Genomic DNA, 25,133 nt, shown 5'->3' on the forward strand with positions numbered 1-25,133 from the left:
ATGTTTCAAATGTAGTATAATAAAACAGTATGCATTAATCAAATGAAGAGGAGGGCTTGTCATGAAGCAAATGTTTCTTTCAACAGCAACAGAATTCAAAGAAATTGAAACATTCGAGCCGGGTGCTTGGATTAATTTGGTCAACCCCTCCCAGGAAGAGTCATTGCAGGTTGCCGAAAATTTCAACATTGATATCACCGACTTGCGGGCACCGCTCGATGTCGAAGAAACATCCCGGATTTCCATAGAAGATAATTATACACTGATCATCGTTGACGTTCCTACATCCGAAGAGCGCAACAGCCGCAGTTACTATATTACGATTCCTTTGGGAATTATTGTCACTCAAACAGCGGTTATCACGACTTGTTTAGAGCCTTTGACACTCTTTGACAATTTCTTGAATCATCGGATCCGCAATTTTTACACTTTTATGAAGACGCGCTTTGTCTTTCAGCTTCTTTACCGAAACGCAGGACTCTATCTGACAGCCCTGCGTTCGATCGATCGCCAAAGCGATAAAATTGAAGCACAGCTGGAAAAAGCGACACGCAATGAGCAGCTGATTGACATGATGGAGCTGGAAAAGTCTATTGTCTATCTGCGAGCTTCTCTTAAGCTCAATGAACGTATTGTCAAAAAGCTCTCCGGCAGCACATCCAGTCTCAAAAAGTATGTTGAAGACGAAGATTTGCTGGAAGACACCCTGATTGAGACCCAGCAAGCGATTGAGATGGCGGGTATTTATGAAAATGTCCTTAATGTTATGACAGAAACTTCTGCCTCCATCATTTCCAACAACCAAAACACCATTATGAAGACTTTGGCGCTGATGACCATGGCCCTTGATATACCAACCGTTATCTTTTCTGCCTACGGCATGAACTTCCAGAACAACTGGCTGCCTCTAAATGGTATGGAGCACGCTTTCTGGTATATCGTTTTAATCGCGGCAGCCATGAGTTCAATCGTTGTCATTTACTTTATTAGGAAGAAATGGTTCTAAATGGGTAAGGCATCCGCTATCTGCGCTATGCCTTACCCATTTACTGGTGCAGAGGGTCAAATAATATCGATTGGCCATTCTGGGCGGTATAAGCTATTCTTTAATGCCGAATCGGCTGCTGAAAGTGGCAGCCTGCCTTTCCCCATTATATTTTTACTTAGATTTTTATAAACAGGAGAATTCTAACCCATGGATTTACAAAACCTCACCAAAAAAAATCAAGAATTTATCAGCATCGTCACTCACCAATTAATCCAAGCAGGTAGGTCCGATGAAGACATCAAAGCCATTCTCGAAGAACACCTGCCGGATATCTTGGAAAAGCAAAAGCAAGGAATCCCTGCCCGCTCTTTTCTTGGCGCTCCGAGTGTCTGGGCTGCTCAGTTTATTGAAAATGATGAAGACAGAGCAAACAAAGCCGCTCCTAAAAACACCAATCCCTGGCTGATGTGGCTGGATACGTCTCTCTTTTTTCTTGCCATCGTCGCTTTAATAACAGGGCTGTTAAATTTCTTCAACAAACAAACACCAAGCTATGGCATCGTCTCAATCCTCTTTATCGGTTTTGGCGGCGGTGCAGTCATGTTTGCAAGCTATTACTTTGTTTATCGGCATTCCGGAAAACCTAAAGAAGAGCGTCCGAGTTTTTTGAAATCATTTGGCATTTTAATTCTCTTTATGTTCTTTTGGATGGTACTCTATACAGCATCAAGCCTGCTGCCGGCAGCAATCAACCCTAAGCTCTCAGGACTGACACTGCTTATTTTAGGAGCTATTGCTTTTGGTATTCGCTACCTTCTCAAGAAAAAATATAACATCGAAAATGCTTTGGCTCCGCAGCAAAGTGCAAAATAGTTTTTACCGCTGAATATAACAGCTTAGACATAAAAAATGACCACTTAGAAAGAAAGTGGCCTTTTTTAGGAATTTTTATGCTATAGTTAATACATGGAGACAAGATATATTTTTGATGACAGGGCGGCTGCTTGGTGTGATGGAAATTCTCTTAAATTCCAATCATCAGTCAGTTAAGGTATTTTCAGGAAAAGACATTTTCTTTTTACACATACAGATATTGGTTTCATCACAACATGAAATTGCTGCCTGATTATTTCCAACAAATCGGTAAGAGTCAGATTGCCAACAGTCTTGAGTTTTCTGCCATCAACAAATCTTTTTCGTCCGCCCCAAAAATCAGCTTCAGAAATTCAGCCAAAACAACCTGGATTTTCCGAAAATATTACAAAGATTAATTATGAAAAAGGAGTTTATCATGAAAAAAGGATATTCTTGGTATTTGCTGCTATTGCTGCTTGCTGTTTATTTTATCGTTATCGCTTTCTTTCCCGCTCTGCATCTGATTCTTGATGGCATGCTGGTTTTAGCCCTGCTCTTTGCTTTCTTTGGAATCAGCAGCCATAATTTCGTTTTATTCTTTATCGGATTGGGATTCTTAAGCATTTACCTTAAAGATCTCTTCCACTTCACTTACTCCACCGGTCCGCTCTTTGCAGGTCTTGTTCTTATCGGTGTCGTGCTGCATAATCTGATTAGACCCCGCAGCTCCTACACTTATAAAAGCAAAAGCACATCGCACCGCCATTTTGACGATGAAAAAAGCGCCAACTATATTGACAATGAAACCGACCTCTATCTTAGGACATTCTTTTCAGAAAACACTACTTATGTAACCTCAAAGCAACTAACCAATGTTTACATCAACACGAAATTTGGCGAGCAGTCAATTGATTTCACGCAGGCACAGTTTATGACAGACTCTCCTGAAATCCGGCTTGATATCGCCTTTGGTCAGACCAATATCCGCATCCCCGGCAACTGGCGTATCGTCAATAAAACAAGCACACCTTTTGCCTCCATTTCTTATTCAGGCAGCCACGACGCCGGCAGCAACGATCTCGTATCCGTTGCACTGACAGGTACCGTCGCTTTTGGAGAAGCTGTTATTCAGTATTAAAAAAGAGTGATAAAAATCACTCTCTTTTTCTTAGTCTTCATTTACGAAAGGCATAAGTGCCATAACGCGAGCACGTTTGATTGCTGTTGTTACTTTACGTTGGTTCTTAGCTGAAGTCCCTGTTACGCGGCGTGGAAGAATTTTTCCGCGCTCTGAAACAAAACGGCTAAGCAATTCAGTATCTTTATAATCAACATATTCAATCTTGTTAGCTGCGATATAGTCGACTTTTTTACGGCGTTTAAATCCGCCACGACGTTGTTGAGCCATGTATTTTCTCCTCTTTATATTTTTGTATTCGTTCCATTAGAATGGAAGATCGTCATCCGAAATATCCATTGGATTGGAATTTCCAAATGGACTTTCATCTCTGCCGAAGTTTGGTGTTTGCGATTGTGAAGCATCCTGCTGGGCAGAAAAGTTACTTCCACCAAAATTGCCGCCGGCATTATAGCTGCCAGACTGAGCTTCACGTGTAGCACGGCTTTCCAAAATTTGGAAATTATCGGCAACAACCTCTGTGACATAAACACGCTGACCCTGCTGATTTTCATAATTACGGGTTTGAATACGGCCTGTAATTCCAAGCAGAGTGCCTTTTTTAGCCCAGTTAGCTAAATTTTCAGCCTGCTGGCGCCAAATCACGATGTTAATGAAGTCAGCTTCACGTTCACCATTTTGATTTTTAAAATTACGGTTAACCGCAAGCGTGAAAGTTGCAACAGCTTGATTACTTGGGGTGTAACGAAGCTCAGCATCACGAGTCATGCGACCAACGAGTACTACATTATTAATCATAAACGACCACTACTTTCTTAAGCGTCAAGTTTAACGATCATGTGACGAAGAATATCGCCGTTGATTTTTGAAAGACGGTCAAACTCGTCAAGAGCTACGGCATCTTCAGCCTCAACATTGACAATATGGTAGAGTCCTTCACGGAAATCTTGGATTTCGTATGCAAGACGGCGTTTTTCCCAATCTTTTGATTCAACAACAGTTGCAGCGTTGTCGGTCAAGATAGCGTCAAAGCGTTCTACCAAAGCGTTTTTCGCTTCTTCTTCAATGTTCGGACGAATAATATAAAGAATTTCGTACTTTGCCATTGATTTTTCCTCCTTTTGGACTAATGACCCACGGTCTTTGCCATGAGTAAGTGAGGGATACTCACGAAATACCATTATACATAAATTATGGAACAAATGCAAGGAAAAATAATATTTCCATTCTGCAATACGTAAATCCCACTATATTTTTCATACCGCAAGAAAAAGTATTATAAACCCAATAGCTTTTAATTTGTTAAACTTTTCAAACATTTAATTAACAAAAATCACGCTCTTTTCTCAACTTATGTCAATTAAGTTACTTTTTCTATTTAAAGTTGATTAGGAAAAGTTTAAGTGCTAAAATATCACCATTATAATAAGAAGTTTTAAAGGAACTTTAGAAGATTGGGAATAAGGGCATACAATGTAATGAAAAAACTTTACCTTTCAATAATAGTGATGCTTATTGTATCAGCTAGCTTTTCAACTTTAGCAAGAATTGGTTCAACAACTCCCAGCAAAACTGTGCGCTATATTTACGCCGGCCTTGGTCTCTTAGAATGCCTCCTAATAGGGATTTATGCCATCATTTACTTTGAGATCAAGTAGTTAGACGAGAATTAGACACTTTTTTCTCACTCTCATAATTCTTAATCATAAGAGTCACGCTTCAGCCCATACAATAAACCCCGACGATTTACACGCTCATCGCCGGGGTTCCTTCTGCTTTTACAATCAAAGTGTCATTGGACTTCTCCTTTGCACTTTTTGATTTTCAAGGAGTTATTCACTATTTTCATAGTCTTTCTGATTTATCTCTAAAATGGTAGACCTCCTTTAATATTCTATTTAAGAATTACTAGGTCTTTGAGCTCTCCAACCTAAATATCTACCTAGATTGTCGACCATAACTTTATTCTTATTTATTAAAGCAGAGGACTCTGCTCGCGAGCATTTACTTGTAAGGATTTTAAATAATGACCACCCAAAACTTCTTTTTTTCGTACAATCGTCTCTGGTCGTTTATTCTTCATATCCCGATTATAATCTTCAACTGTCCTCTTGCTTGTTTATCACATCTACAATAAAACATTATTTGTAAAGTTACTGCCTACCGTCTATTCTTTGTCACCGTTCTTATAGCGACCTACATCAAGCATTAACATAAGCGCCACCTCCTATTTAACAAAAAACTAATGGTTTATAGAAATATTTAATCTCCGTTTTTGTACCGTGCGATATTCAATTTTACCATAAGAATTCCTCCTTATTGTTAATGACTTCTTATCTTTTTTCTAAATTCATTTTATCGTAACCGCTTACATTTGTCAAGATAAAACTATTAAAAATATGACTTTTTTGGAAAATAAATCAGCATCTGCTACAATAGTTTTATGCTAGATTTAAATGATTACGGTATCAAAATGTGGAAAGCAGACAAAATTGCTTCCTTTAGAAAAACATTATTAGCTTGGTATGATCAGGAAAAGCGTGATCTGCCCTGGCGCCGGACAAAAAATCCCTACTGCATCTGGGTCTCTGAAATTATGCTCCAGCAAACTCAGGTGACAACAGTCATCCCTTACTATGAACGTTTTTTGGACTGGTTTCCAAGCATTCAGGATTTGGCTCAGGCACCCGAAGAACAATTACTTAAAGCTTGGGAAGGTTTGGGGTATTACTCCCGTGTGCGCAATATGCAGACCGCTGCCCGGCAAATTATGGAAAAGCATGGCGGTTACTTTCCCAATACTTATGATGCTATTGCTAAACTAAAAGGAATCGGTCCTTACACAGCCGGAGCTATTGCCAGTATCGCTTTTGACCTGCCAGAGCCGGCAGTTGACGGCAATGTCATGCGGGTGATGGCCAGGCTCTTTGAAGTTGACTATGATATTGGCAATCCTAAAAATCGTAAGATTTTTCAAACCATCACCAAAATACTCATTGATCCCAAGCGACCCGGAGATTTTAATCAGGCGCTAATGGACTTGGGAACAGATATTGAAGCCGCCAAAAATCCACGGCCGGAAGAAAGTCCTGTCCGCTCTTTCAGCGCTGCCTATCTCCACGGGACAATGGACAAGTACCCGATTAAACTGCCTAAGAAAAAGCCGCGTCCCGTGCAGATCCAGGCCTTTGTCATCCGCAACCAAAAGGGCGATTTCCTGCTCGAAAAAAATAATAAGGGGCGTTTATTGGAAAGCTTTTGGACATTTCCGCTTCTGGAAACGGACTTTATCAGCCGGCAGCTGAATCTCTTTGAAAATGATGAAGCCACTGTTTTAGAAACGCAGTCGCAAAAACAGATTTTTACAGAGGATTATCAGCTGACAGTTGATTGGTCTGATAAGGTTTTTAAAACTGTTAAACACACTTTCAGCCATCAAAAATGGCAAATTGAGCTGACAGAAGGATTCACGGCAAGCGACAGTCTGCCAGCCAAACATGAGCTTCGCTGGGTTTCTGCTAAAGAGTTTGACCGTTTTCCCATGGCGACACCTCAGAAAAAAATGATAGAAGCCTATTTGAAAACGATAGACTCCAAAAAATATTAAAATCACCTGCCTGTCCCTGCAAAATCATCTCAGAAATGTTCTTTGACTGACTAAAAAATGTTATTTAAGCTTTCTGAAAGAATTCTTTAAGCCTGTCTTAAGGAAGCACCTCTATACTAGAGTCATCCTAGCAATAGGATTCCCAAAACTTTTCTTTTTCATAAATCTCCTAAAAACGGCCCAACTTTTGTTGGGCTGTTTTGCTGTTAAAATAGTAACAACTAATGTAAAATTTTCACCAAACATGGCTCGGTACCCATCACTGTAAGGAGCTAAAGCTCAAACAGTGAGCGTATCTTTTTCATAGCAGTGGCTGCTAGTCATCTTCTCACGGCTTTGCCGTTTAAGCTGACAGTAGCTGTTGCATACGTATTCGTACGGCCTGAAGGTCTACGACTGCGGTAAAATCTCCTAAAAAAGAGCTCTGAGAAATGACCTGCACCCCAAAAGTTGGACACAAAATCTAACGATTAGGGTGTTATTTTTATGAAATTAAGTTACAAAGATAAACTAAAAAGATCGAGACTTTCGTCTCAATCTTTCTTTACTGATAGCAATACAGCTCATTAACCAAGCTCGGCTACAATTGCCTTAAGCTGATCCTTAGTATGAACACCGGCTACTTGTTTAACAACTTCGCCGTTTTTCTTAAAGAGAAGCGTTGGAATGCTCATGATGCCAAACTGCTGTGCTGTATTAGGATTTTCATCAACATCAATTTTGACAATTTTGAGTTCGTCTTCGTCCAGTTCTTCTGAAAGCTGTTCAAGGATGGGAGCCTGCATGAGACAAGGACCGCACCAAGTTGCCCAGAAATCAACAAGAACAAGACCGTCTTTTGTTTCTGCTTCAAAGGTTGTATCTGTGACTGCTTTTGTCATAGTGTTTTTCCTCCATTGTTTTTTATAAGCCTATTCTACACTAAAAGATATCATTTGCCTAATATTTGCTACGCTATTTGAAGGTAACGATTGTTGCTCCTGAACCGCCCGCATTTTGAGGGGCATAACCGAATTCTTTAACATTTTTATTGCGGCGCAGATACTTGGTGACACCCTCTCGGATAACCCCTGTTCCAATTCCATGGATAATATCTACCTGAGCCATATTATTGAGCAGTGCCTGATCAATGAACTCATCCAGCTCCTGCATAGCCTCTTCATAACGTTTACCGCGCAGATCAAGCCGAGCACGGGGAGCCTTTTGAGAACTTTTTTTGACCACCTGAACGTGTTTTTTCTGAGGATTCTTGGCACTGTCTTTTTTCACTAAATCAAATTCACTTTCTTGCAAAGTCATTTTGATTAGTCCGACCTGAGCTTCCCAGCGGCCGTCCTTAAGCTGCTTGACAAGAGTTCCTCTTTGTCCGTAGCTGCTGACGATGATATCATCTCCTACCCGGGCTGCTCGTTTTTTCTTAGCCTTTTTTAAGACCTTGTTTTTAGATAAATCAATATCAGGCGCCAAGGTTTTAAGCTGCCTTTTGGCTTCGATGACTTCATGGGGTTTAAGCTGTGATTTAGCATGGAGGTTTTTGAGAATGCTGTCGCTTTCTGCCAAAGCCTTATCAACTATATCCTGAGCCTGAGCTTTTGCTTTGTCCAATTCTTTATCTCTGGCATGTGAAAATTCATTATAAAGTTTTTTGACAGCACGATTAAACTTGAGATTTTCCTGTTCAACCGCACGAATATTGTCCAGACGCCTGCGGCTTTCAATGGTCTGATTTTCCAAACGTTCAATAATCCGGTTGACATCAGAGTTTGTATCTGTCATATTTTCGGCTTCTGAAACAATAATTTCTGACAGACCCAGACGTCGGGCTATTTCAAAGGCGTTGGAACGCCCTGGCACTCCCTGCATGAAATGATAGGTAGGACTCAGCGTTACCATATCAAATTCCATGCTGGCATTTTCCACATAATCCGACTCAATACCGTAGGCCTTAAGTTCAGGATAGTGTGTGGTCACCATTGTCTTGATATCCGACAGACGCAGGTGCTCTAAGATACTCATGGCTAGGGCTGCACCTTCTTGCGGGTCTGTCCCAGCGCCCAGTTCATCAAAAAGTACCAAGCTGTCCTTATCAGCGGTCTGCAGAATATCAACGATATGCGTCATGTGGCTTGAAAAGGTCGACAGACTTTGTTCAATGGACTGTTCATCACCGATATCAGCAAATATTTCTTTAAAGACAGCTGTCTTGCTCCCTTGATCAGCCGGAATCGGAAGGCCTGACTGAGCCATAAGTTGAGTTACTCCCAGTGTCTTCAGCATAATCGTCTTACCGCCTGTATTGGGGCCGGTAATTAAGATGGCGGTTGTATCCGTGCCAAAATGCAAATCATTAGCGACCGGATGCGTTAAAAGAGGATGGCGGACGCCCAGCAGCTGAATGGTTTTGTCAACAGTCAAGCTGGGAATAGACGCTTGATACTCTCTCATATAAAGATACTTGGCACGCACAAAATCAAGATGCCCCAGCAGCCAAGCATTATTTCTGATGGCAGCTGTCTCAGGGCGCAGCCTGTCCGATAAGGCCTGTAAAATCCGCATCATTTCGTGGCGTTCATCAGCACGCGCCTGTGTCATGTCCTCATTGAGGTTGACAACAGCTCTGGGTTCAATATAAACCGTGCTGCCGGAAGCCGAAATATCATGAACGACACCTGCAATCCGGTGGCGATAAGTGTTTTTGACAGGCAAAACACTGCGGCCGCTGCGGCTGGCAATAAGGTTTTCAGCCAGCAAGTCACCTTGTTTTTTTAACATTTCCTGAAGAATCTGACGAACCTGCTGCTCATTTTGCTGAATTTTGTGACGAATCTGCGTTAATTCCGGGCTGGCAAAATCCTCGATAAAACCACTGTCATTAATCGCCTGCAGGCTTCCTTGCAGATCAGGAAAACGCTCAATTTTTTCAAACACACGATTCAAAGCGGTTAATGAAACATTCTCTAAGTTATCGTAAAAGTCATTCATTTCAGCCGACAGCTGTAAAATCCGCTTAAAGGCAAGGAGTTCTTGAATATTGAGATCAGCTCCCAATTCTAAGCGGCGCAAACTCTCAGAAATATCCTGACTGTGTCCCAGCCCAAAAGAGCCGTATTCCTGATAAATCTGCTCAACATCTGCCACCTCTTCAAAAGAACGCTCTATCTTAGCCCTATCAGCCATCGGCAGTAAGCTGTCTAGTTCTGTTTGTCCCTGCTCGGTTTGCAGAAAACCGGCAAACTGTTTTTTTACCTTATCAAATTCCAAGGCCGTTAAAATCTTTGTATTCATGGCCTTATTATACCACAATGCAGCAAAATGCCGGACACTAAAAACCGCAGTAAAAAAGCGAGGCCGAACCTCACTTTAATACAGCAGCTATCCAAAAATGATTGACCATCCATGAAAGCAAAGGAAAATTAATCAACAGACGAATCACCCAGCTTCCTGCCAGAAAATTCTGGACCGCATCGACAGGTATAGTTGCCAAAATGCTGAAAAAGAGATTGAATGACAGCATGGTCACCAAAACGGCTAAACCGCCGCTGACACAGGCAAAAACGGGTCTCTCAAAACGATCCAGCCTGACAAAGTGCACAAAAATACCAAGCAGGCGAAAAATCAGATAAGCCAAAACATAAAGGCTAAAAAAGGACAAGCCCGCATAAAATACCTGATCCAATTCAAACAAACCTACTGAACTGAAAAAAGTGACAGATGCCCCTTCACTGGCATTAGTATAGGGCACCCAAAGTGTCAGCACTTGAGCCAGAGGTTTGTAATATGCTGCAGCGATTCCCAGCGAAATCAGACTGGCTGTAAAGTAATAAGTCTGTAAGATAATACCGCGGTGATAGCCAATATAAAAATTCCAAGCTAAAAGCAAGAGAATCAAAAGCGATATCATTTTTTATCTCCGCTTCGCTGTGCCCGGCCTTTCAAAATAGACAGTTCCTTCGTTCTGAATTTTTCCAGCTCTTCTTCTTTTTTATCAAAATCAATTTCTCGGCTGAGCTGGGTCGATAAGGCATTGATAGCCATCAAGATGGCAATCGTTTCATCATCGGCCTGAGGCAATTTTTCTTTAATGGCATCATATTTTTCTTTCGCAACCCGTTCAATCTCTTCCATAAAGAGATTGTCTTTGTCGGTTGTCAGGGTTAATGTTTTTTCACCAAACGTGAATTTGTAACGATTTTTACTTGTCATAAGTCCACCTCGAATTTTATTATAGCGTAAAATCTTTTTTTCGTAAATTAGAGAATTTTTAATTTCTCTCCCAAAATCCCTTTCAGGCAGGAAAAACAGAAGATTTTTTCCTTTAAAAATTTTTTACAAAAATTTTAATCGCGTTTTTATCAGCCATATCACATTAGAATATTCCAAAGATTTGCTTTTTTATGCTAAAATATATTTTATGAATACTTTTGTTCTGAAGCTCGATGAAAAGGCTGTCCAAGACCTGATCAAAAAACTCAGTAGCTTTCGCATTCAAAACAGCAATTCTTACGTTCGTTTTGCTGCCAAGTTTAAAGAGACTACAATCCTGATTTACACCTCAGGCAAGGTTGTTTTCCAAGGAAAAAACATTTCAGAAACTGCTCACACTTTAGGTTTTCAGGCCGAGCCTGCCCATCAAGATGAGCAAAGCAGCAAAAATCTTTCTTTCATTGGTTCTGACGAAGTGGGAAACGGGTCTTACTTTGGCGGCTTGGCAGTGGTTGCTAGTTTTGTCCGGTCCTCTGACGGTCCCTTTCTAAAAAAGTTAGGCGTAGATGATTCTAAGAATCTGACAGATGCTAAAATTCGCCAGATTGCGCCCTTATTAGAGGAAAAAATACCGCATAAGGCACTGCTTCTGACGCCTCAAAAATACAATCAGGCAGTAGGTCCCAAGCACAGGCACAATGCAGTTTCTGTTAAGGTAGCCATGCACAATCAAGCCATCTTTCTGCTTTTGAAAGAAGGAGCCGCACCTGATAAAATTGTTATTGATGCCTTCACCAGCTTCAATAATTATCAAAAATATGTGAAGCATGAGGCCAATCGTTTTTCCAACCCTATCAGTCTGGAAGAAAAGGCAGAAGGAAAATATCTGGCAGTCGCTGTCAGTTCTATCATTGCCCGCAAGCTCTTTTTAGACAATCTTGCTGCTTTAAGTCAGGAAATCGGCTTTAATCTGCCCAGCGGTGCAGGTTCCCAATCTGATAGGACAGCCAGTCAGATTTTAAAAGTTTATGGAGAAGACGGGCTCAGGCATACAGCCAAGCTCCATTTCAAAAATACAGAAAAAGCCTATCAATTACTAAAATAATAAGGATGGTATCATGAAAAGTTTTTTAAAAGAATGGGGACTCCTTTTGTCCTTCTTGATCGTTTTCGGACTCTTGCGTCTCTTTGTCTGGTTCCCTGTTCAGGTAGACGGCCACTCGATGGACCCTACTTTGGCTGACGGAGAACATCTTATCGTTGTGAAAACAGCATCTATTGAACACTTTGATATTGTCGTTGCCACTGAAGGTAATAAGCATATCGTAAAACGTGTTATCGGTATGCCCGGCGACACTATCACCTATGAAAATGACATGCTTTCTATCAACGGTAAAAAAGCGGATGAAACCTATCTGAAACAGTATAAGAAAAAATTCGCTGCGGACAGACTGTACAATACTTATTCTTACAATCCCTATTTCCAAGAATTGGCTTCAAAATCCACCGCATTTACAACGGACAGCCAAGGAAATGCCAGCTTTACCATTAAAGTGCCCAAAAACCGCTATCTTCTTTTGGGCGATGACCGCATTGTCTCCAAAGACAGCCGCCAAGTCGGAACTTTTTCCAAGGATAAGCTGGTGGGAGAAGTGAAATTCCGCTTCTGGCCGCTCAACGCTGTCCGTTTTATTTCAAATAAATAAGAAGACTTTCAACTAAACGGGAGCAGGAAAACTCAGACAGCTTTGAGGTTATTTCCGCTCTCGATTTTTTATAAGGAACTGCTATGACCTATTATTTTTCAGGCACTATCGAACGTGTCATTTTCGAAAATGCCAGTAATTTTTTTAAGATTATTCTTCTGGAAATTGATGATACCGACAGTGATTTTGATGACTTTGAAATTATTGTCACCGGAACCATTGCCGATGTGATCGAAGGAGAAAATTACACCTTTTGGGGAGAGTTGACCCAGCACCCCAAATACGGCGAACAGCTGAAGGTCGAGCGCTACGAGCGCGCTAAACCTTCTTCTGCCGGCTTGATTAAATACTTTTCCAGCGAACATTTCAAGGGCATCGGAAAAAAAACTGCTGAAAAAATTATCCAGCTTTACGGTGACGAACCCATTGATAAAATTTTAAAAGATCCCAGCAAACTAAGCAGTATCGCCGGTCTCTCTAAAGTCAACCGGGAAAAATTCGTCAGCAAGCTGCGAATCAATTACGGTACCGAACAAATCCTGGCCAAGCTGGCGGAATATGGTTTAAGCACTAAACTTGCCGTCCAGATTTTTGATCATTACCGAGAAGACAGTCTGGATATCATCAATGAAAATCCCTATCAGCTGGTTGAGGACATTCAGGGAATCGGCTTTAAACTGGCGGACCAGTTAGCTGAGCAGCTGGGAATTGAAAGTGATGCTCCCCAGCGTTTTCGTGCAGCTTTAGTCCATACTCTTTTGGAAACCTCCATCAATCAGGGAGACACTTACATTGAAGCTAAAGAATTGCTGGAAAAGGCCATTTTTATTCTTGAAGAAGCTAGACAAATCGAACTTGATCCCAGTCAGGTGGCTGAGGAGCTGAGCCGACTGATTGCCGAGGATAAGGTGCAGAATATTGACACTAAAATCTTTGATAATACGCTTTTCTATGCGGAAGTTGGTATTCAAAAGCACCTCTCCCGTATTCTTGAACAGCCGCTGCAAAAACCTGTCAACGATACAGATATTGAAGCTGAAATCAAACATGTTCAGGAAGACTTCACTATTCACTATGACGCCACTCAAAAAGAAGCTATCCAAAAAGCGCTGCAAAACAAAGTCTTTCTTTTGACCGGCGGACCGGGAACAGGAAAAACAACGGTCATTAACGGCATCATTAAAGCCTATGCCAGTCTTCATAATATTGATCTTGACAGCAGCGATATTCCTATTATTCTGGCTGCGCCAACCGGCCGGGCAGCCAGACGCATGAACGAATTAACAGGTCTTCCCAGTGCGACGATTCACCGCCATCTGGGTTTAAACAGCGACAGCGACTATCAGGCGCTCGAAGATTTCTTGGACTGTGATTTGATTATTATTGACGAGTTTTCCATGGTAGATACCTGGCTGGCCAATCAGCTGTTCAGCGCTATCGCATCAGACACACAGGTTATTATTGTCGGTGACAGTGATCAGCTCCCTTCTGTCGGTCCGGGACAGGTGCTGGCTGATTTACTGAAAATCAGCTCGCTGCCGCAGGTCTCACTAACCAAGATTTTCAGACAGTCTGAGGATTCAACGATTGTCACCTTGGCCAGCCAAATTCGGCAGGGCATTCTTCCTCCTGATTTTACAGAAAAAAAAGCGGATCGTTCTTATTTTGAAGCACAGAGCAGCCACATTCCTCCAATGATAACTAAGATTGTCAAAGCTGCTCTTAAAAGCGGCATTGCTGCCCAGGGCGTTCAAATTCTGGCTCCTATGTACCGCGGACAGGCAGGCATTAACAACCTTAACACATTGATGCAGGAGCTCCTCAATCCCTTAGCCGGACGGCAGGAATTTCAGTTCAATGACCTGCATTTTCGCAAGGGTGACAAAGTTCTTCATTTGGTCAATGATGCCGAAATCAATGTTTTTAACGGCGATATCGGCTACATCACTGATTTGATGCCTGCAAAATACACTGAATCCAAGCAGGACGAAATTGTCATTGACTTTGAAGGCACAGAAGTCTCCTATCCTCGCAGTGACTGGATCAAGATCACACTGGCCTATGCCATGAGCATCCATAAATCTCAGGGCAGCGAGTTTAAAGTCGTTATTCTTCCCATCACGCGTCAAGGAGGACGGCTCCTGCAGCGCAATCTCATTTATACCGCCATTACACGCGCCAAAAGCAAACTGATAATGCTGGGTGAAATAGCAGCCTTTGATTATGCCGTTAAGAATCAGGGAACCGTGCGCCGGACCTATCTTGTCCAACGATTTAAAGTCCCGGAAACTAAGCAAATTTCGGCAGTCTTGGAGAAGACGGAACAAGGCGGTGAAAACCTGCAGGTTCCCAAAAAAGATGCCTTCATCCTGACCGAAAACAATCTGCTGACTATCGACCCTATGATCGGTCTGTCACAAGCTGATTTTGAGATTTTCTTTAAAAAGTAGCTTACTTATTTTTAGGACAAAATGATCATGGCAATGTATTTTTGCAAACACAGTCTGAAAGACTGCAAAATGCCCTTTTCATCTATTTTCAACAGCTTTACTTTATGTTAAAATAGGCTTGTGTCATAAGACACAGGCTTTTTTATTTTTAGGAGGTTTATATGGTATCATACGAAAAAGTGAGGCAGTCGCTGAAAACCAGCACAATTGTCGTTGCTGTTCTCAATACCTTGAGCATTATTTTAGGACTTTGGGGCATACTTGGCGCTTTTTCCCTGCGCCAAGCTATTCAAAGCGGAAAAATTGATCAATACAAGTTAACCGCAGAGCAGTTAGCTGCCCTCAAACAATCCATCACATCAACAGCCATTATGATTACTGTTGTCACGCTTATTATCAATATCGCTATCGCTGTTTTTTGCTTCATCAATTTATCAAAATTAAAGCAAGAACAGTCTGTCAGCTCAATTCCTTATTATTTAGGGATTATACTGTCAACCTTTAACATCGTTTATTTCGTGATTTTCAACCAATTGTCAGTCATTGCGCTCTTGATTCAAGCCGCCTATATTGTTCTGTATTTTTACGCTATCCAAAAAGCAAGAACACTGGCCGGAAAAGAAGAAGAGTAATCTTTTTAAGCAATACAAAAAGCTGGGGCTATGTCTTCAGCTTTTTTTGACGGTCTGGAGTTTTAAAATCTGTCATTATCTGCCACTATTTCTGGCAAATTCTGGCAAAATTAAAATTAACACTGTCTTTTTCTGAAAATTTTTTCCCGTGTAAAATGGGCAGTTTTGCTGTTTTTTGCCGTTTTTTGCCTTTTTTTATAAAAAAGCTATTGCTTTTTTCATGAAAACGTTTTACAATAATAATGTTCTTAAATTTCTTTAACAAAGGAGAATTTTGTGACTTGATCCAAGGAGCATTATTCTTTTTAATTGAGAAAAAATTTTTATAAGGAGGAAGAACAAGAATGGCTATCGGAATCATTATCGCCAGTCATGGTGAGTTTGCCGCTGGTATTCATCAATCTGGTTCTATGATCTTTGGCGATCAAGAGAAAGTTCAAGTTGTGACTTTCATGCCAAGTGAAGGACCTGATGACCTTTATGCCAAATTCAACGATGCAATTGCTGCATTCGATGCGGATGATGAGATTTTAGTTCTGGCTGACTTGTGGAGCGGTTCTCCATTTAATCAGGCCAGCCGTGTCATGGAAGAAAATCCTGACCGTAAATTTGCAATCATCACCGGACTCAATTTGCCTATGCTGATTCAAGCCTATACAGAACGCATGATGGATGCGTCTGCCGGGGTTGAAAAGGTAGCTGCAAATATTATCAAAGAGGCTAAGGACGGTGTCAAAGCCCTCCCTGAAGAGCTGCAGCCCAAAGACGCAGCACCTGCTGCCGCTGCTGCAAGCGTGGCGCCTCAAGGTGCCATCCCCGAAGGAACGGTTATTGGTGATGGTAAGCTCAAGATCAACCTTGCCCGCGTGGACACACGACTTTTACATGGACAGGTCGCTACCAACTGGACACCGGCTTCTAAGGCTGATCGTATCATCGTAGCATCTGACACCGTAGCAAAAGACGAGCTGCGCAAAGGTCTGATCAAGCAAGCCGCACCAGGCGGTGTTAAAGCCAATGTTGTTCCAATTAAGAAATTGATTGAAGCAGCCAAAGATCCACGTTTTGGCAATACACATGCCCTGATTCTCTTTGAAACACCTCAAGAAGCTCTTGAAGCGATCGAAGGCGGTGTGCCGATCAAAGAATTAAACATCGGTTCAATGGCTCACTCAACCGGAAAAACAATGGTCAACAATGTTATTTCCATGGATAAAGATGACGTCGCAACCTTCGAAAAACTCCGCGATTTAGGCGTGAAGTTTGATGTTCGCAAGGTGCCAAACGACACTCAAAAAGACTTGTTTGAACTCATTGAAAAAGCTCACGTACAGTAAAGATAAGGTGACTGTTCTTTGAAACAGACCCGTTATCTTCTCGTCGTCCTTATCAATTCACTTATAACTTAATCAAAAAGGAAGGATGTAGAAACATGTCAGATATTTCTATTATTTCTATGATTTTAGTCGTTATCGTCGCCTTCTTCGCAGGGCTGGACGGTATTCTCGACCAATTTCAATTCCACCAACCACTGGTCTCATGTACATTGATCGGTTTGGTGACAGGCCATCTTGAAGCAGGTATTATCCTAGGTGGCTCACTTCAAATGATTGCTCTCGGCTGGGCAAATATCGGTGCAGCGGTTGCACCGGATATCGCTTTAGCTGCAACTGCTGCCGCTATCATCATGATAAAAGGCGGTAACTTTAGCCAGCGCGGTATCGGTGTCGCAACTGCTGTTGCCGTACCATTGGCTGTTGCCGGACTTGCCCTTACCATGATCGTCCGGACTCTTTCCGTCGCAATCGTTCATGGTGCTGATGCGGCCGCTAAAAATGGTAACATCGCTGGGGTAGAACGTGCCCATTTCACTGCTCTTCTCCTGCAAGGTCTTCGTATCGCTGTTCCCGCAGCCCTTCTGCTCGCTCTTCCTACATCAACTGTACAATCAATGCTCAATGCGATTCCTGACTGGCTGGCAGATGGTATGACAATCGGCGGTGGCATGGTTGTTGCCGTTGGTTATGCTATGGTTATCAACATGATGGCAACTCGTGAAGTTTGGCCGTTCTTCGTTCTCGGTTTTGTCTTCGCTGCCCTTAGCGATCTAACTTTAATCGCTCTTGGTGCAATTGGTGTTGCTATGGCTCTTATTTACCTCAACCTTTCAAAACAAGGCGGTTCCGGTAACGGTGGTTCAGCCGGCAGTTCCGGAGATCCAATCGGCGACATCTTAGAAGACTACTAGAAAGGAGCGATTAACATGGCAGAAAAAATTCAATTAACACAATCTGATCGTCGTAAAGTTTGGTGGCGCTCCACTTTCCTGCAAGGTTCTTGGAACTATGAACGGATGCAAAACTTGGGCTGGGCTTACGCACTTATCCCCGCCATCAAAAAACTTTATACATCAAAAGAAGAGCGTTCTGCTGCTTTGGAACGCCATCTGGAATTCTTTAATACCCACCCTTACGTAGCTGCTCCTATTATGGGGGTTACCCTCGCTCTGGAAGAAGAACGTGCTAACGGTGTTGAAATCGATGATGCCGCTATCCAAGGGGTTAAAATCGGTATGATGGGACCTTTAGCCGGTATCGGTGATCCGGTCTTCTGGTTTACCATTCGTCCTATCCTCGGTGCCCTCGGTGCATCTATTGCATCTTCAGGCAACATCCTTGGTCCAATCATTTTCTTCTTTGGCTGGAATATTATCCGTATGGCCTTCTTGTGGTACACACAAGAATTCGGTTACAGAGCAGGTTCTGAAATTACAAAAGACCTCTCCGGCGGTATTCTTAAAGATATTACCAAAGGGGCTTCTATCTTAGGTATGTTCATCCTAGCAGCCTTAGTAGAACGTTGGGTATCTATTAAATTTACTGTAGGTCTTCCATCAACACCACTTGCCAAAGGAGCTTATATTGAATTTCCTAACGGCAGTGTCTCAGGCTCTCAACTGCAAAAGATCCTCGGTCAGGTAGCAGACGGCCTCAGCTTAACACAGGACAAAGTAAACACCCTGCAAGGTCAGCTGGACTCTTTGATCCCAGGTCTGATGGGCTTGCTTCTTACCTTCTTGTGTATGTGGCTGCTTAAGAAAAAAGTTTCTCCAATCACAATCATCATCGGACTCTTTATCGTTGGTATCGTAGCCCATGTCATTGGATTGATGTAAGATTAAGCTGTTTTACTACTGAAAATTCTTTAGAGTTTTGCAGACCTACTCCCCTAATCGCGGCAGTGAAAAGTTTCATTGAGCTCACAGGGGAGTTTTTTGCTGCTCAAAAGCTGAGCTGCTCAGTCAGAAGGCCTCAGCTTTATAACTGATTATCGCTATTTTGCTATCTGAAATAGCTTAAGCCTATTTTTTTTTGATATAATAAAACATATTATTCAGGAGTATATTATGGCACAATCAATCAATACAAAAGTAGAATATACAGGCAAAGGGGTTTCTTATCTGGGCATCGGCGGTAAAGTCGGTAAATTTCTCTTAGGCGATCGCGCCTTTGAATTTTACAACGATGCCAATGTCGAGCACTTCATTCAGATTCCTTGGACAAGCATCATTGAAATGGGCGCCAATGTCAGCCGAAAAAAAGTCAGCCGGCATTTTGAAATCGTTACTGACCAGGGGAAATTTCTCTTTGCATCATCTGACTCAGGTAAAATCTTAAAAATATCCCGCCAGCATATCGGCAACGACAAGGTTGTGAGGTATCCCAGCCTCATTCAAAAAATCGCTTCGCGTTTCAGCAGAAAAAACAAAGCGGCTAAGAATTAAACAATTAAGCCTATTTCTTATGAATAAGGCAATGAAAAGAGAGTGGGACAAAAACCAGCAGTGGTTCAGTGGTGCTAAAGCATCTAATAACTGTGCAGGGGTAAGACTAAGTCGGCTAAGCCGACAAGTTTTACTCCCAACCACTGCGTCAATCTGGTAAATCTGGAATAATGCTAAAGAGTCTGGACTTTTTTGTCCAAGACTCTTTTTAGTTATCATAGTCTCCAAAAGGCAGCCAACTGTCTATTTTCATGATAAAGCGTTGCAGATTCAGCATATCAAACAGCTTTATCCTCAAAATCTCAACCACCGTAGAGACCACATAGATAAGAAAAGCCGTTCCTAAAATCAGAAAAGGAAAGAGCCAAATAGGAGCTGCAACGAATGATTCAAAACCATCTTCCAAGAAAAAGCGAACCATCAAAGGATTGAGGTGAAACAGATAAACTCCCAGTGTTGTCGGAGCCAGCACCTTGATCAGCTTGAAAAAACGGCTGTCCTTTTTTATATCTAAAGTCGCAAAGAAGATGAAAATAGCTAAGGCTTCACAAAGAAGTGTCGGTGAGGTGTACCAGTACCAAATATCACCAATGAGCAGTTTAGCAGCGAGCGTTGCGGCCATGGCCGTCAGGGCAATCAGAAGTATCAGTCTGCGGCTGAATAAATGTTTTAAATCAAGCCGCTGCAAATAGGCCCCGATAATGTAAAGAACAATCAGCCAGTTCATACTAAAGCCCTTGGCAAAGGAAAACTCATCCACCTTCGTATTAAACAAAACCGGAAGCACAGAAAAAAAGACAATTGCCAAAATGACCGTATGCTTTAAATCTTTTGTTCTCAGTCGTTTTAAAGCCAGATTCAAGATGGGCATAAAAATTAAGAGCCCAAAATAAGCTGTCACATACCAATACTGCCCTGTGATTATAGGAAAGAAAGCCTCAATCCAGTCATGATAGGTTACCGGTTTTTGCAAGAATGTAAAAATTGCAGTAAAAGCAACTGTATAAAAGAAGACTTGCAGCCATAAAGAAAGGCACTTCGAATAGCGATAGCGTGAATGAACACCAACATAACCGCTGATTAAGGCATAGCAGTTAACCGCGCTGTAAGCCAGCACTTGAATGCTCCATGTCACAAAATAATAAGGATCAAAATCCTCTTCTACAGTTGAGCGAATGCCGCCTTTCCCCAGAACATGGGTAACAACAATCATAAACATTGCAAAAATACGAAGAAAATCGATGCCAGAATTATAGTGTGACTGTCTGTTTTCTCTAATCTTTTCTTTCATCGTTTTACTATTTTAACACAGGAAACAGGCAAAGGGAAAATTGTTTTAAATTTGAGATATTTTGTTAAAGTAATTTCATAAAATTAATGATTCTGAACAAGAGAATTCTAAACTTCCATATTTACATTCTATTTTAAATCTTGTATAATGAAAACAACGGATAAGTAGCATCGAATCTTTTTCAGAAAGCCTGCGGCTGCTGCGAGCAGGTAAAGAGACCATGTGAAATTCTACCGTGATATTTTTTATTACCGTAATTAAGAGCACAGAATGTGAAGCTGGATGGAACCGCGCTTAAGGCGCTCCAGCAAGTCATTATCTGTGTTTTTTTATTAAAATAGAAAGGAAAGTTTGGTTAAGCAGCTATGCTTAACTGAACCCGGGCTGAATCCCAAAAAAGATATGCCGTCCAGTGTACCAGTACACTTTGCTGCTTGCCTCTTTTCTATCGGATTTTACGCCCTTGGTATCTTAACTTATGTTAGACATTAAACGTATTCGCAATAATTTTGACAGTATCGCTGAAAAATTAGTCAATCGCGGTGTTGAAGAGGACACCTTGCAAGAACTAAAAGACCTTGACAGCAAACGCCGGTCTCTTCTCATCCGTTCTGAGGAAGCTAAGGCCGAGCGCAACACAGCATCTGCTGCTATCGCACAGGCGAAGCGCAATAAAGAAGACGTTTCTGAGCAGATTGCTGCTATGCAAAAGCTATCAGCTCAAATTAAAACAATCGATGCTGAATTAGCTGAAATCGATGAAAAACTAAATGCCATCATTACCATTTTGCCAAATACACCTCACGAGAGCGTTCCTCTAGGAGCTGATGAAGACGAAAACGTCGAGGTTCGCCGCTGGGGAACTCCGCCTGCTTTTGATTTTGACATCAAAGCGCACTGGGATATTGGTGAAAATCTTGATATTTTAGATTGGGAACGCGGTGCCAAAGTCACGGGTTCACGGTTTTTGTTTTACAAAGGACTGGGAGCTCGTTTAGAGCGGGCTATCTATAACTTCATGCTGGATGAACACGCTAAAGAAGGCTACACAGAGGTTATTCCGCCATATATGGTCAATCATGAGTCTATGTTTGGGACAGGTCAATACCCAAAATTCAAAGAAGACACCTTTGAACTGGCAGATACTGACTATGTTCTTATCCCGACCGCTGAAGTTCCCTTAACCAATTACTACCGCGATGAAATTATCGACGGCAAAAACTTGCCAATCTACTTTACGGCCATGAGCCCCTCATTTCGTTCAGAAGCCGGCTCTGCCGGCCGTGATACCCGCGGGCTCATCCGGCTGCACCAATTTCACAAGGTTGAAATGGTCAAGTTTGCTAAGCCGGAAGAATCATACGATGAACTGGAAAAAATGGTGGCCAACGCCGAAAATATCCTGCAAAAACTGGGACTGCCTTATCGTGTTATTACTCTATGTACCGGCGACATGGGCTTTTCAGCAGCCAAAACCTACGATTTAGAAGTTTGGATTCCTGCACAAAACACTTATCGTGAAATCTCTTCTTGCTCAAATACCGAAGATTTTCAAGCCCGCCGCGCTCAAATCCGCTACCGCGACGAAGCTGACGGCAAAGTAAAACTGCTTCATACTCTCAACGGATCAGGTCTTGCCGTGGGCCGTACAGTCGCTGCCATTCTTGAAAATTACCAAAACAAAGATGGTTCAGTTACTATTCCTGAAGCGCTCCGGCCTTATATGGGCGGAGCTGAGGTTATCGGTCCCAAAAATAAATAAACACAGCTTCAGCTAATAAATTGCTTTTACTCCATTACAACTAGAGTGTACTTGCAGGTGCGCCATAGTTTTTTCTTAGTAAGAGCAATTTTAATCTTGATGAGTAATCAGAAATCCTACTAAGACTGTCAAAATAAGAGAATAGATTATTTTATTTTACGTTGCTTTTAAAAGATTATCCGAATATATCAAAATAATTAAGTATACATGGCAAATCTTGCTCCCCTTGATTTTTTCTTAAAACGAGCCTAGAATGAAAATGTATCCGATAAGTTAAAATCCTGTTACTTAATTGAGCAGGAATAAATAAAAATTTAAAGGAGAGTTTATCATGAATTCTTTAGCTTTTGATCAGTTCAAACTTATGGACGATGACATGCTTGCCAGTGTGGAAGGCGGAGTCGATTGGGATCGTGTTTTTGGTGGTACTACAGTTTATCTTGGTGCGACTATGGCGCTCTGCGCAACTACTGGTCCAATCGGTTGGGGAGTGGGCGCAGCATACCTTGCTACTTGTGCAGCTTCAGGTGCATACATTGGCTATGGTTTGGCAACCTAATCTAGGTATTTGTTAAATCAAGCTAATATTTGAGGTGGTTATCGTGAGAAGAAAAAGTTCTTTTGTCATTTGTACAGCAATTATCATCATATCAAATATTCTTATGATGACAGTTATTAACAATGGTGAGGAGAAATTGTCAAATCTATTTGTAATAGCGATTGCATTAGTTTGCTTCCCAGGCTTTTTATGGGCAATTGATAATGAAATGACGTCACTTATCAGGATTGAATCTTCTGCCTTACTTCTTCTCGCTGTCCTTTCTGCCATGCGCTTAATCAATAAAATTGATACCTTACCCACTGTAGTCAACTCCACGGTAATTATTGTCGCTTTAGGTTTAACAACAGTGCTCTTAGTTGCCGGGATTGTCAGGTGGATAGCCAGAAAGAAGAAAGATTGATCAATAACAGCCAAACCTGTTTGAAACCAGGTCGTAAACTAAAGAAGATGTCCTCAGAAAAGTTTTCTGAGGACTTTTTTGATTAATTCAGCAATTTTCTAACAAAAAGAGTTCACATCAGCCCCGCAGCTGACAATAGGCCCGGTAAATTTAACTTCTGATGAACAGCTTACCATTCCTTCATCTTAGCGCTTTACTCACAGAAATACTTAAATTTTTTCATTAAGAACCTTCTTTCTTTTGATTTTTAGCAGAAAAATAACGAGTGGCGGCAACAGCTTTTTGCCAGCCGCGGTAGAGCTCTTGTGCTTCTTTGACAGGCATTGACGGTTCAAATCGCTGACCGCCAGCAAAAAGCCCCTTTAATTCTTCTGTATCTTGCCAATAACCAACAGCCAAACCTGCTAGGAAAGCTGCTCCCAGAGCTGTTGTTTCCAGATTAGCTACCCGTTCAATCGGTATCTGCAGAATATCTGCTTGAAACTGCATAAGATAAGTATTCATAGCCGCACCGCCATCCACCAGCAGCTGAGGAATAGCGATACCCGTATCAGCCCGCATGGTATCTATGACATCGCGCGTCTGATATGCTAATGACTGCAAGGTTGCTTTAATAAGGTCATCATCGCTCGTTCCGCGGGTCAGACCAAAAACCGCACCGCGCGCTTCGCTGTCCCAGTAAGGAGCTCCAAGTCCTGTGAAAGCAGGAACCAGATAAACTTCGTTATGGCTTTTAGAACGGTAGGCCGCCGCTTGGGAATCAGGTGCTGAAGCTAAGAGATGCAATTTGTCGCGCAGCCATTGCAGGGCAGAGCCTGCTACAAAGACAGAGCCTTCCAAAGCATAGGTCACCTCTCCATCTAAAGCATAAGCAATCGTCGTTAAAAGATGATTGGCTGACTTAATGGGCTGTGCTCCTGTATTCATAACAATAAAAGCACCTGTCCCATAAGTATTTTTGACCATTCCTTCTTCCAAGGCCAACTGTCCAAAGAGAGCCGCCTGCTGGTCTCCTGCCATGCCGCAAATAGGAACGGAACTGCCAAAAAAGTGAAAAGGAACGGTATGTCCGTATATTTCTGAATTAGCCTTTACTTCCGGCAAGAGCTTAGACGGAATTTGCAGCAAATCCAGAATCTCTTGATCCCAAGTCAACTCATGTATATTAAACAGCATGGTTCGGCTGGCATTAGAATAATCTGTCATATGCGCCTGCCCGCCTGTTAAACGCCAGAGCAGCCAAGTGTCAATCGTCCCAAAGAGCAGCTCCCCATTTTCTGCCCGCTTTTGGGCACCCGGTACTTGGTCTAAGATCCAGCGAATCTTAGTGGCCGAAAAATAAGCATCAACAATTAAGCCTGTTCTGGCATGGATCATCTCCTGATAACCGTCAGCTACCAGCTGATCAGCAATACTGCTGGTCTGTCTGGACTGCCAGACAATCGCATGGTAGATGGGCAAGCCTGTTGCCTTATCCCAGATAACCGTAGTTTCACGCTGATTGGTAATACCGATGCCTGCAATCTGCTGAGGTTTAATACCGGACTCAATAAAAAGAGTTGCTAAGGTCGCCTGCACAGCATTCCAAATCTCATTGGCATCGTGTTCGACCCAGCCGGGCTGCGGAAAATATTGGGGAAATTCTTTTTGAGCTTCATGTACTTTCTTTCCCGCTTTGTCGAAAAGAATGGCCCGCGTTGACGTTGTTCCCTCATCAATTGCTAAAATATAAGATTCTGTCACCTGTCGTCTCCT

At 42.0% G+C, this 25,133-nt stretch carries 23 protein-coding genes and 3 pseudogenes; 16 read left to right on the forward strand and 10 right to left on the reverse strand.

Features of this window, described 5'->3' with window-relative positions; all coding sequences use genetic code 11:
* The first annotated feature begins 61 nt into the window (after positions 1–61).
* From AC4HAF_RS04390 to AC4HAF_RS04405, 4 genes and pseudogenes are all read left to right on the forward strand, one after another.
* A complete protein-coding gene (locus AC4HAF_RS04390; RefSeq protein WP_491092040.1) occupies positions 62–1,006 on the forward strand; it encodes a magnesium transporter CorA family protein in 945 nt (314 codons plus the stop codon).
* A 189-nt stretch (positions 1,007–1,195) separates the two neighbouring features.
* Positions 1,196–1,861 carry a DUF1129 domain-containing protein gene (locus AC4HAF_RS04395; protein WP_491096827.1) on the forward strand — a complete coding sequence of 222 codons (666 nt, stop codon included), beginning with the start codon at positions 1,196–1,198 and terminating at the stop codon, positions 1,859–1,861.
* 139 nt (positions 1,862–2,000) lie between these two features.
* Positions 2,001–2,282, forward strand: a pseudogene (locus AC4HAF_RS04400) (LytTR family transcriptional regulator); the annotation flags it as partial.
* Positions 2,280–2,981 carry a hypothetical protein gene (locus AC4HAF_RS04405; RefSeq protein WP_491096887.1) on the forward strand — a complete coding sequence of 234 codons (702 nt, stop codon included), beginning with the start codon at positions 2,280–2,282 and terminating at the stop codon, positions 2,979–2,981. The pseudogene AC4HAF_RS04400 and the gene AC4HAF_RS04405, both read left to right, overlap by 3 nt.
* 30 nt (positions 2,982–3,011) lie before the next feature.
* Here AC4HAF_RS04405 and rpsR read toward each other — a convergent pair whose 3' ends face one another.
* From rpsR to rpsF, 3 genes are read right to left on the reverse strand one after another with little or no spacing between them, the layout of a single operon-like run.
* The gene (gene rpsR / locus AC4HAF_RS04410) at positions 3,012–3,251 is read right to left on the reverse strand and encodes a 30S ribosomal protein S18 (protein WP_000068664.1); all 240 of its coding nucleotides are present in this window, start codon (positions 3,249–3,251) and stop codon (positions 3,012–3,014) included.
* Between the two features lie 36 nt (positions 3,252–3,287).
* Positions 3,288–3,779: a single-stranded DNA-binding protein gene (locus AC4HAF_RS04415; protein ID WP_027975348.1), complete on the reverse strand. Its 492-nt coding sequence runs from the start codon at positions 3,777–3,779 to the stop codon at positions 3,288–3,290.
* 17 nt (positions 3,780–3,796) lie between these two features.
* The gene (gene rpsF, locus AC4HAF_RS04420) at positions 3,797–4,087 is read right to left on the reverse strand and encodes a 30S ribosomal protein S6 (RefSeq protein ID WP_491096829.1); all 291 of its coding nucleotides are present in this window, start codon (positions 4,085–4,087) and stop codon (positions 3,797–3,799) included.
* 1,337 nt (positions 4,088–5,424) lie between these two features.
* Here rpsF and mutY point away from each other — a divergent pair.
* Positions 5,425–6,588 (forward strand): A/G-specific adenine glycosylase, encoded by a 1,164-nt coding sequence (gene mutY / locus AC4HAF_RS04425; RefSeq protein ID WP_491096830.1) that lies wholly within the window; start codon positions 5,425–5,427, stop codon positions 6,586–6,588.
* Between the two features lie 566 nt (positions 6,589–7,154).
* On the opposite strand, the pseudogene trxA reads toward mutY, so the two are convergent.
* The 4 genes and pseudogenes from trxA to AC4HAF_RS04445 all read right to left on the reverse strand — a co-directional run.
* A pseudogene (trxA, locus tag AC4HAF_RS04430) lies at positions 7,155–7,472 on the reverse strand (thioredoxin); the annotation flags it as partial.
* A 70-nt stretch (positions 7,473–7,542) separates the two neighbouring features.
* Positions 7,543–9,873, reverse strand: a complete 2,331-nt coding sequence (locus tag AC4HAF_RS04435) for an endonuclease MutS2 (RefSeq protein WP_491096831.1) — start codon at positions 9,871–9,873, stop codon at positions 7,543–7,545.
* Between the two features lie 70 nt (positions 9,874–9,943).
* The gene (locus AC4HAF_RS04440; RefSeq protein WP_491092035.1) at positions 9,944–10,489 is read right to left on the reverse strand and encodes a CvpA family protein; all 546 of its coding nucleotides are present in this window, start codon (positions 10,487–10,489) and stop codon (positions 9,944–9,946) included.
* Positions 10,486–10,791 carry a hypothetical protein gene (locus tag AC4HAF_RS04445; protein WP_491092034.1) on the reverse strand — a complete coding sequence of 102 codons (306 nt, stop codon included), beginning with the start codon at positions 10,789–10,791 and terminating at the stop codon, positions 10,486–10,488. The genes AC4HAF_RS04440 and AC4HAF_RS04445 overlap by 4 nt, the downstream gene beginning before the upstream one ends.
* A 208-nt stretch (positions 10,792–10,999) precedes the next feature.
* Here AC4HAF_RS04445 and rnhC point away from each other — a divergent pair, with 208 nt between their 5' ends.
* The 4 genes and pseudogenes from rnhC to AC4HAF_RS04465 all read left to right on the forward strand — a co-directional run bounded on the left by rnhC (position 11,000) and on the right by AC4HAF_RS04465 (position 15,579).
* On the forward strand, positions 11,000–11,896 hold the full coding sequence (gene rnhC, locus AC4HAF_RS04450; RefSeq protein WP_491096832.1) for a ribonuclease HIII: 897 nt from the start codon (positions 11,000–11,002) through the stop codon (positions 11,894–11,896).
* A gap of 13 nt (positions 11,897–11,909) precedes the next feature.
* On the forward strand, positions 11,910–12,497 hold the full coding sequence (gene lepB, locus AC4HAF_RS04455; protein ID WP_491092032.1) for a signal peptidase I: 588 nt from the start codon (positions 11,910–11,912) through the stop codon (positions 12,495–12,497).
* An 83-nt stretch (positions 12,498–12,580) separates the two neighbouring features.
* Positions 12,581–14,786, forward strand: a pseudogene (gene recD2 / locus AC4HAF_RS04460) (SF1B family DNA helicase RecD2); the annotation flags it as partial.
* A 322-nt stretch (positions 14,787–15,108) separates the two neighbouring features.
* Entirely contained in the window at positions 15,109–15,579 is a 471-nt protein-coding gene (locus AC4HAF_RS04465) for a hypothetical protein (protein ID WP_491096833.1), read from the forward strand.
* Between the two features lie 85 nt (positions 15,580–15,664).
* Here the strand turns inward: AC4HAF_RS04465 and AC4HAF_RS04470 are convergent, their stop codons facing one another.
* On the reverse strand, positions 15,665–15,940 hold the full coding sequence (locus AC4HAF_RS04470) for a hypothetical protein (RefSeq protein WP_491096834.1): 276 nt from the start codon (positions 15,938–15,940) through the stop codon (positions 15,665–15,667).
* Between AC4HAF_RS04470 and AC4HAF_RS04475 the strand changes: the two genes are divergently transcribed.
* The 4 genes from AC4HAF_RS04475 (at position 15,924) to AC4HAF_RS04490 (ending at position 19,363) form a co-directional block, all read left to right on the forward strand.
* On the forward strand, positions 15,924–16,916 hold the full coding sequence (locus AC4HAF_RS04475) for a PTS sugar transporter subunit IIB (RefSeq protein WP_491096835.1): 993 nt from the start codon (positions 15,924–15,926) through the stop codon (positions 16,914–16,916). The genes AC4HAF_RS04470 and AC4HAF_RS04475 overlap by 17 nt on opposite strands.
* 95 nt (positions 16,917–17,011) lie before the next feature.
* Positions 17,012–17,827 (forward strand): PTS mannose/fructose/sorbose transporter subunit IIC, encoded by an 816-nt coding sequence (locus AC4HAF_RS04480; protein WP_491092028.1) that lies wholly within the window; start codon positions 17,012–17,014, stop codon positions 17,825–17,827.
* Positions 17,828–17,842: 15 nt separating this feature from the next.
* A complete protein-coding gene (locus AC4HAF_RS04485) occupies positions 17,843–18,754 on the forward strand; it encodes a PTS system mannose/fructose/sorbose family transporter subunit IID (protein ID WP_491092027.1) in 912 nt (303 codons plus the stop codon).
* Positions 18,755–18,985: 231 nt separating this feature from the next.
* Positions 18,986–19,363, forward strand: a complete 378-nt coding sequence (locus AC4HAF_RS04490; RefSeq protein ID WP_491092026.1) for a DUF956 family protein — start codon at positions 18,986–18,988, stop codon at positions 19,361–19,363.
* A 208-nt stretch (positions 19,364–19,571) separates the two neighbouring features.
* Here the strand turns inward: AC4HAF_RS04490 and AC4HAF_RS04495 are convergent, their stop codons facing one another.
* Positions 19,572–20,654 (reverse strand): acyltransferase, encoded by a 1,083-nt coding sequence (locus AC4HAF_RS04495; RefSeq protein ID WP_491092025.1) that lies wholly within the window; start codon positions 20,652–20,654, stop codon positions 19,572–19,574.
* A gap of 478 nt (positions 20,655–21,132) precedes the next feature.
* Here AC4HAF_RS04495 and serS point away from each other — a divergent pair, with 478 nt between their 5' ends.
* From serS to AC4HAF_RS04510, 3 genes are all read left to right on the forward strand, one after another.
* On the forward strand, positions 21,133–22,416 hold the full coding sequence (serS, locus tag AC4HAF_RS04500; RefSeq protein ID WP_491096836.1) for a serine--tRNA ligase: 1,284 nt from the start codon (positions 21,133–21,135) through the stop codon (positions 22,414–22,416).
* 331 nt (positions 22,417–22,747) lie between these two features.
* Positions 22,748–22,975, forward strand: coding sequence for a bacteriocin (locus tag AC4HAF_RS04505; protein WP_491096837.1), 228 nt, complete (start codon positions 22,748–22,750; stop codon positions 22,973–22,975).
* 43 nt (positions 22,976–23,018) lie between these two features.
* A complete protein-coding gene (locus AC4HAF_RS04510) occupies positions 23,019–23,378 on the forward strand; it encodes a hypothetical protein (RefSeq protein WP_491096838.1) in 360 nt (119 codons plus the stop codon).
* Between the two features lie 222 nt (positions 23,379–23,600).
* Here AC4HAF_RS04510 and glpK read toward each other — a convergent pair whose 3' ends face one another.
* Positions 23,601–25,121 (reverse strand): glycerol kinase GlpK, encoded by a 1,521-nt coding sequence (gene glpK, locus AC4HAF_RS04515; RefSeq protein ID WP_491096839.1) that lies wholly within the window; start codon positions 25,119–25,121, stop codon positions 23,601–23,603.
* Positions 25,122–25,133: the final 12 nt, after the last annotated feature.

Source organism: Streptococcus sp. ELY_90, assembly GCF_058314475.1.